Source organism: Geodermatophilus sp. DF01-2 (genome assembly GCF_004571065.1).
GTDB lineage: Bacteria > Actinomycetota > Actinomycetes > Mycobacteriales > Geodermatophilaceae > Geodermatophilus.
Map to the genome: position 1 here is coordinate 1 of NZ_SPQN01000128.1, position 7,504 is coordinate 7,504.

Here is a 7,504-nt window from a genome sequence, read left to right on the forward strand (position 1 = left end):
CTGCCGGCCGCCGACGCCGTCCGGTGGGTGCGCGCCCGCCACCACCCGCGGGCGGTCGAGACGCCGTGGCAGCGGCGCTGGCTGCGCTCGCTCGGCCGGGACGCCGGCCCTCCCGGGCTCGGCCCGCCTGCAGGGTCCCGCCGCGAGCTCGCAAGTGGTGGGGGGCAGGAGGGTCCTCTTAGGGTCCGACGCATGGTCAGCGTCGATCAGCCCGCCCCGGATCCCACCGACGTCGCCCGCGCGCACCGCGCGGTCGAGCCGCTGCACAACCACGTGTACTTCTCACCCGAGCAGGACGAGTACCTGACCGCGGTGGGGCTGCGCCCCGGCCGCATGTGCTACTTCGCCGGCCGGGCGGCCGCGATGGGAGCGGTCGGGGCGGGCACCGTGGTCGCGACCTTCTCCAACTTCGCGCCGGCGCTCGTGGCCCGGCACGTGCCGCGCGCCTGGACCCTCGCCAGTCCCGAGCAGGTCCTCGCCGCCCGCCTGGACGGCGCCCGCGCCTCCCTGACCCGGCTGCTCGGCGGGCCGGACGCCGCGGCCGCGCCGGAGGTGGCCGAGCTGGCCGGGCTGCTGCGCGAGGCCTGCAGCGTGCTCACCCCCGAGGGTCGGCCGCCCTACGCCGGGCACGCCGACCAGCCCTGGCCCGACGAGCCGGTGCCGGCGCTGTGGCACGGGGCCACGCTGCTGCGCGAGCACCGCGGCGACGCGCACGTGGCCGGCCTGGTGCGGTCGGGTCTGTCGGGCCTCGAATCGCTCGTCACGCACACGCTGACCGGCCGTGGCTTCACCGAGGCCGCCGCCAAGGCGTCCCGGGGCTGGAGCGACGAGGAGTGGGCCGTGGCCTGCGAGCGGCTCGCCGAGCGGGGCGTGCTCGCCGACGGCGGACTGACCGACGAGGGTCGCCGGCTGCGCGCCGAGATCGAGACGGGGACCGACGCGCTGTCCGCGGCGCCCTGGCAGCACCTGGGCCGCGAGCGGACCGCCCGGGTGATCGAGCTGGGCCGCCAGCTGTCGGGCCGGCTGGTCGCGAACGGCGCCTACCCGGCCGGCGTCTTCTCCGCCCGGTGACCGAGCCGGGTCCGCGACTGCCCGAGGCGGCCGACGAGGGGCCGACGGCGCAGCTGCTACGGGTCCGCCGCGGCGGCCGACTGTCCACGCTGGACCGGCTGCTGCTGCACAGCCCGCCGGTGGCCGAGGGGTGGAACGCGCTGCTCGGTGCGCTGCGCGGCGGGACGACGCTCCCCGCCGACCTGCGCGAGCTCGTGGTCCTGCGGGTGGCGGTGCTCGACGACGCGGCGTTCGAGTGGGCCGCGCACGAGCCGATCGGCCGCCGCGCCGGGCTGGCCGAGCTGCAGCTGCAGGTCCTGCGCCGCCCCGACGCCGCGGCCGAGCCGGTGTGGACGCCGGTGCAGGCCGCCGTCCTCGCCTTCACCGACGCCGCCACCCGCGCGGTCGCCGTCCCGGACGACGTCTTCGCCGGCGTCCGGGCGCACCTCGACGACCGCCAGGTCGTGGAGCTGACCGCGCTCGTGGCCGGCTACGCGATGGTGTCCCGCTTCCTCGTGGCGCTGGAGGTGCCGCCGCCGACCGGAGAGGTCGCCGGATAGCCGCCCCCTCCCGATGGTCTGACGCACGGCCTCCAGGGAGGGCGTCATCCTGGCGATCGTCATCTCGGAGACCACCAGCAACACCGCCTCGGCCGCGGTGATCGTGCCGATCATCGTTCCGGTGGCCATCGCGGCCGGGATCGACCCGTTCGTGCCCGCGCTGGCGGCGACCTTCGCGGCGTCCTTCGGTTTCATGCTGTCGGTGCCGACGCCGCAGAACGCGATCGTCTACGGCTCGGGCGTCGTGCCGATCACCAAGACGATCCGGTCGGGGGCCTCCTTCGACGTCCTCGGCGCGATCCTGATCGTCGTCCTGCTGCCGGGGCTGATCGACCTGGTGCTCGACGTGTGACGTTCACCCGTCCGGGGGAGGCGGGTGGACAGCGCATGTCACGATGGACGACGGCCCGGTGGACGCGGAGCCTGCGGACGACGGGAGGTGCTGAGCACATGCGCAGCGAACCGCCCAGTACCACGACCGGGGTCCGCACCGCCTGGTGAAGGATCCCGCTGCCCCCGTCCGGCCCCGTCCAGGGCACCGCCCCGAGCTTGCGAGGGGTGGGGAGGACGGGGTCCTTCTGCCTGCAGCGGGGCCGGCGGGTGCGGACCTCTGACGCGTCCCCCCGCTCCAGCGTCTCCCCGGGAGTCCACCGTGGTCGACCGCCGCCGCGCGTCCCTCACCGCCCTGTCCACCCTGGCCCGCCGGCCGCGGTCCGAGCTCGCCCTCGCGGCCCCGCCGACCCCCGCGCCGGCGGACCGGCAGCGGCCGTCGCTGATCGTCGACAACGCCGTCTACTCGTCGGGCCGGCGGGTGGCCACGCCGGACAGCGTGGCCGAGAGCCACGAGTGGCTGGTCGAGGACCCCGAGCGCCTGGTGTGGCTGGGTCTCTACCGGCCGGAGCCGGCCGAGCTCGGTGAGCTGGCCGAGCAGTACGACCTGCCCGACCTCGCCGTCGAGGACGCGATCAAGGCCCACCAGCGGCCGAAGTTCGAGCGCTACGGCAGCACGCTGTTCGTCGTCCTCAAGGCCGCGCGGTACGTCGACGCGGCCGAGGAGGTCGAGTTCGGCGAGCTGCACCTCTTCCTCGGGCCGAACTTCGCCATCACCGTGCGGCACAGTGAGTCGCCGGACCTCTCCAGGGTGCGCCGGCGGCTGGAGAGCGAGCCGGCGCTGCTGGAGAAGGGCAGCGAGGCGGTGCTCTACGCGATCCTCGACGCCGTCGTCGACGGGTACTCGCCGGTGGTCGCGGGCCTGGCCACCGACATCGACGAGATCGAGACCGAGGTCTTCCGCGGCGACCCCGGGGTCTCCCGGCGCATCTACGAGCTGTCGCAGGAGGTGCTGGAGTTCCAGCGCGCCGCCGCGCCGCTGACCGGCATCCTCGCCGCGATCGCGGCCGGCTTCGACAAGTACGGCGTCGACGAGGAGCTGCGCAGCTACCTGCGCGACGTCGCCGACCACGTCACTTCGGTGACCGAGCGGGTCGAGGCCTTCCGGCTGCAGCTGCGCGACATCCTCACCGTGAACGCCACGCTGGTGGCCCAGCGGCAGAACGAGGAGATCCGCGAGCTCACCGAGGCCTCGATCGCGCAGGGCGAGGAGGTCAAGAAGATCTCCGCGTGGGCAGCCATCCTCTTCGCGCCGACCCTCGTCGGCACGGTGTACGGGATGAACTTCGACGACATCCCGGAGCTCCGCTGGGACCTGGGCTACCCGTTCGCGCTGCTGTTGATGGCCGGGGTCAGCCTGGCGCTGTACGCCGTCTTCAAGCGCCGCGGCTGGATCTGAGCCCGCCGCGGGAACAACCCGTGGCCAGGTGCCGTTACGCTGTCTGCACAACTACACAGGGGGTGAATGGTCTCGACTTCGGTCGTTCGACCAGGGGAAGCGAGCCGAGGAAGGCAACGACGATCTCGTTAACCATCCGTTGCGACTCAACAAGTGCCGACGAACGTCAGCACGACTTCGCTCTCGCTGCCTGACAGCAGCTAGGCGAGTCTGTCAGCCCGGGTTCGTCATCGGCCCGGAATCTGGCATCAGCTAGATGACTCACCGTGCGTGCCGGTCGCGGGCGCGCGCGGGACACCGCACAGCGACTGGGTCCGTCATCCCGTCTCGTCCGTGAGATCGGGAGGGCCGAGCAGAGACACAGCGGACTGCGCTCGGAGAAGCCCTGGTTCTGCGTCGAAGGACGCGGGTTCGATTCCCGCCACCTCCACCAGAGCCGAGAGCCCCGCGAGGACGACGTCCTCGCGGGGCTCTCGTGCGTCCGGCACCGTCCCGGGTCGCCGGCCGGGGGGGGGCAGGCTGTCGCCCGTGGACCCCACCGCCCTCGCCGTCGCCTCGGAGCGGCTGCTGCGGCCGGGCGCCCGCGTCCTGGCCGGCGGTGAGCGGCCGGGCGCCGGACGGACGCTGCTCGTGCGCCCCGCCGCTGTCCCGATCGCTCCGCTCGCCCTCGCCCTGCAGGCCTGCACCACCGACGCCGACTGGGCTCGATACGCCGTCCGCCGGGTCGAGGTGGAGGCCGGCTTCGGTCTCGACCCGGAACAGGCCCGCGCCCTGGTGCGGCGCACCCGTGAGCGAACGGGCGGGCTCGGCCTGCGGCTCTGGCTGGCGGCCGGTCCGGACGGCGACCTCGTCGGCGCGGTCGGCGCCTTCCTCCTGCCGGCGGATGCGGGAACGGCACGGCTGCAGGAGGTCGACGTCTTCCCCGGGCACCGCGGGCGGGGCCACGGTGACGCGCTGCTCGAGGCGGTCCGCCGGCGGCTCGCCGCGGACGGCGTGGGGAGGTTGCTGGTCGGCGCCGACGAGGACGACTGGCCGCTGGGCTGGTACCGCGGACGCGGGTTCCGGCCGGTGGCCCGGGTGAGCCGGGCCGCTCCGCAGAGGTCACACGGCGATGACGGCGAGGCCGCCCCCGGAGAGGAACAGCGTTGATCCTGCGCGGCGGCGCGGTGGGCCGTGTCTCCGGTTGCGTCCACCCTTCGGGATGAGGTCCGCGTCTTACGGCTGAACTCCTGCGTCGTCGGTGCCGACCGTCCAGGCAACCGATGGAAGGAGCCCGTCATGCGGAACATGGCGTGCAGGGCGGTGGCCCAGGCCTCGCTGGTCGCGACGACGGCCTCACTGGACGACGAGCAGCCGTGGCCGCTGCTGCTGGTCGCCGGCTGGCTGACCACCGCGGCGGACCTGGTGCAGCAGGCCGACGCCCTGGAGGCGGCCCTCGCCTGAGGATCGGCCGGGGGTCCCGCACCGCGGGTCGGGTCCCTCGGTGACGATGAGAGCCGTGTACGACGTCCCGACCCTGGGAATCGGCCCGTGAGAGGCGTCCCTGCCGCTGCGCGGCGGCTCGACGCGGCGCTCGAGTGGGCGCCGACCGGCCGGCGTGCGGTGCCGGTCATCGTGGTGCTGGCCGTCGCCGCCAACCTCGTCGGGGTCGCCACCGTCGCGCTGCTGCTCGTCGGCCTGTCCGTGGGGGCGCGGGACGACGGGGGCGGCCGCACGGTCATCGTGCTCACCGCGCTCGGCTACCTCGCCGTCGCACTGCCGCTCGGCGTCCTGGCCGGCCTGCGGCTGCAGCGGCGGACGGCAGCCTGGTTGGCGGCCGGCCGCCGTCCCACTCCGGAGGACGCCGCCCGGGCGCTGCGGCTCCCCGTCGACATCGCGCTGCTCGCTGCGGTCACCTGGCTCGGCGGCGCCGTGCTGGTCGGTGTCGTCGGCGCCGTCGTCTCGCCGTTCCCGCTCGTCGGTCTGCGCCTCGCCCTGGCCGCGCTGCTCGGCGGCGTGGTCACCGCCGGCGTCACCTACCTGCTCGCGGTGCGGATCGCCCGGGCGGTCACCGTTCGCGCCCTCGAGGCCCACCCACCGACGGGGGCGCTGAGCCTCGGCGTCCGCCCCCGGCTGCTCCTGACCTGGGGCCTGACCAGCGGCGTCCCGCTGCTCGCCCTGACGCTGCTCTTCCTCGACCCGAGCAACCCCGAGGGCCCCAACGAGACGGCGATCGTCTTCCTCACCGTCGTGGCGCTGTTCGTCGGTCTACTGGCGACCGTGCTGACCGGGCGCTCGGTCGGTGCGCCGCTGCGCGACCTGCGGCGGGCGGTGCAGCGGGTCGGTGCGGGCGACCACGAGGTCCGCGTGCCGGTGGACGACGCCGGCGAGATCGGCCTGTTGCAAGAGGGCGTCAACACGATGGTGGCCGGCCTCGCCGAGCGCGAGCGGCTGCGCGACCTGTTCGGTCGGCACGTCGGGACGCCGGTCGCCCAGCAGGCCCTCGTCACCGGCGCCTCGCTCGGCGGCGAGGTGCGCACCGTCGCCGCGCTCTTCGTCGACATCGCCGGCTCGACGTCGCTGGTGCTGCGCACCGGCCCCGAGCAGATGGTCGGCCTGCTCAACCGCTTCTTCGCCGTCGTGGTCGACACGGTCGAGGGCGAGGGCGGGCTGGTCAACAAGTTCGAGGGGGACGCCGCGCTCTGCGTCTTCGGTGCTCCGACCTCGCATCCGGACCCGGCGGGCGCTGCGCTGCGCGCGGCCCGGCGGATCAGCGCCGCCGTCCAGGCCGCCGGCGAGCTCGACCTCGGCGTCGGCGTGGCCTGCGGTCCGGTGTGGGCCGGGCAGGTCGGTGCGGCCAGTCGGCTGGAGTACACGGTGATCGGCGATCCGGTGAACGAGGCGGCCCGGCTCAGCGACCTGGCCAAGGACCAGCCGGGGCGCGCATCGTCCAGTGAGGAGGCTGTGCGTGCCGCCGGCGACGACGAGGCGTTGCACTGGGTGACCGGTGCCGTCGCCGAGCTGCGCGGCCGCCACCAGCCGACGCGTACCTGGGTGCCCCGCGCGGGCTGAGCTCGGCGCGCGTCGATTCTCCGTTCCGGTGGTCCTCGGTGACCGTGCGCCACGCCGTCGCGCGGCGTCCTCGCGCGGCCATCGTCGAGCCGCCTGGAAGGCAGCCCCGGCCTTGCCCTGCCCGTGTGCACGGCCTCCTGGCCAGCACCTTTCCCCTTGCCCATCGGCGCGTTCGAACGTATGATCGAGCACATGGACGGCGGGACGCGGACCGGCACTCCGGGTGCTGGCGCACCCGCCGTCGGGTGGGCGTCCGGGCCGCTGGGGGTGGTGCAGGCCGCGTCACGGGAGATCACCCGGGCCACGGCGGTGCGGGCGCGGGCGGTGGCGGAGTTCGCCACCTCCCGGCCGGCGTCGGCCGATCGGGCCCAGGGTGAACGCGGTGCGATGAGCGCCGAACGCTGGGCCGCCCGTGCTGACGTGCTCCGGCCCGTCAGTGAGTGGGCGACGCCGGAGGTGGCGATCGCGCTGAACCTGACCCAGCAGGGCGCCGAGCGGCTGCTGGCCGAGTCGCTGATCCTGGTGCACCGGCTGCCGGCGACGCTGGCGGCGCTGGAGTCGGGGGTGCTGCACGCCGGGCATCTGTGGCATCTGATCGACAAGGTCGCTCCGGTCGCCGACGACGTGCTGCGGGCGGAGATCGAGGCCGAGCTGATCGCCTGGATGGGCCGGCGGCAGGCGGTCACCTCGCCGGCGCAGCTGGGGGACAAGGCCCGCCGGATCGTCGCCCAGCGCGACGCAACCGCCGCCGCCCGCCGGCTGGCCAAGGCCTTGACGGAGCGGGGGATCTCGATCCGCCCGGAGCGGGCCGAGGGGATGGCCGCGCTGAGCGTGGTGTGCACCATGCCCGAGGCGCGGGCGCTGCACGCCGCGCTGGTGCAGTACGCCGACGCGCTGGCCGACGACCCCGACGGTCCGGACGGTCCGGACGGTCCGGACGGTCCGGAGGGGTCGGAGGGGCCGGTGCGGACGCGGGGGCAGAAGATGGTCGACGCGCTGCTGGACCTGGTGCTGCGCCCCGGTGAGACCGACCTGCCGCCGGTGCGGGTGCTGC

Annotated in this window: 8 protein-coding genes and 1 other RNA gene; all 9 read left to right on the plus strand. The window is 74.9% G+C overall.

Annotated elements, in window-relative coordinates; genetic code table 11:
- Nucleotides 1-1,071, plus strand: a 1,071-nt coding sequence (locus E4P41_RS20600; RefSeq protein ID WP_245177536.1) for a hypothetical protein, incomplete at its 5' end; no start/stop codon positions are given.
- Nucleotides 1,068-1,610, plus strand: a complete 543-nt coding sequence (locus E4P41_RS20605; RefSeq protein WP_135143080.1) for a carboxymuconolactone decarboxylase family protein — start codon at nucleotides 1,068-1,070, stop codon at nucleotides 1,608-1,610. The genes E4P41_RS20600 and E4P41_RS20605, both read left to right, overlap by 4 nt.
- Before the next feature lie 55 nt (nucleotides 1,611-1,665).
- Nucleotides 1,666-1,962, plus strand: a complete 297-nt coding sequence (locus E4P41_RS20610) for an anion permease (RefSeq protein WP_280661459.1) — start codon at nucleotides 1,666-1,668, stop codon at nucleotides 1,960-1,962.
- A gap of 300 nt (nucleotides 1,963-2,262) precedes the next feature.
- Nucleotides 2,263-3,399, plus strand: a complete 1,137-nt coding sequence (locus tag E4P41_RS20615; RefSeq protein ID WP_135143081.1) for a magnesium and cobalt transport protein CorA — start codon at nucleotides 2,263-2,265, stop codon at nucleotides 3,397-3,399.
- Between the two features lie 58 nt (nucleotides 3,400-3,457).
- Nucleotides 3,458-3,832: a transfer-messenger RNA gene (gene ssrA, locus E4P41_RS20620) on the plus strand.
- Nucleotides 3,833-3,927: 95 nt separating this feature from the next.
- Nucleotides 3,928-4,548: a GNAT family N-acetyltransferase gene (locus tag E4P41_RS20625; protein ID WP_135143082.1), complete on the plus strand. Its 621-nt coding sequence runs from the start codon at nucleotides 3,928-3,930 to the stop codon at nucleotides 4,546-4,548.
- A 129-nt stretch (nucleotides 4,549-4,677) separates the two neighbouring features.
- Nucleotides 4,678-4,842, plus strand: coding sequence for a hypothetical protein (locus E4P41_RS22455; protein WP_167761203.1), 165 nt, complete (start codon nucleotides 4,678-4,680; stop codon nucleotides 4,840-4,842).
- A gap of 87 nt (nucleotides 4,843-4,929) precedes the next feature.
- A complete protein-coding gene (locus E4P41_RS20630; protein WP_135143083.1) occupies nucleotides 4,930-6,450 on the plus strand; it encodes an adenylate/guanylate cyclase domain-containing protein in 1,521 nt (506 codons plus the stop codon).
- Between the two features lie 192 nt (nucleotides 6,451-6,642).
- Nucleotides 6,643-7,504 (plus strand): DUF222 domain-containing protein (locus E4P41_RS20635; protein WP_245177538.1); only part of this gene is annotated, 862 nt, incomplete at its 3' end.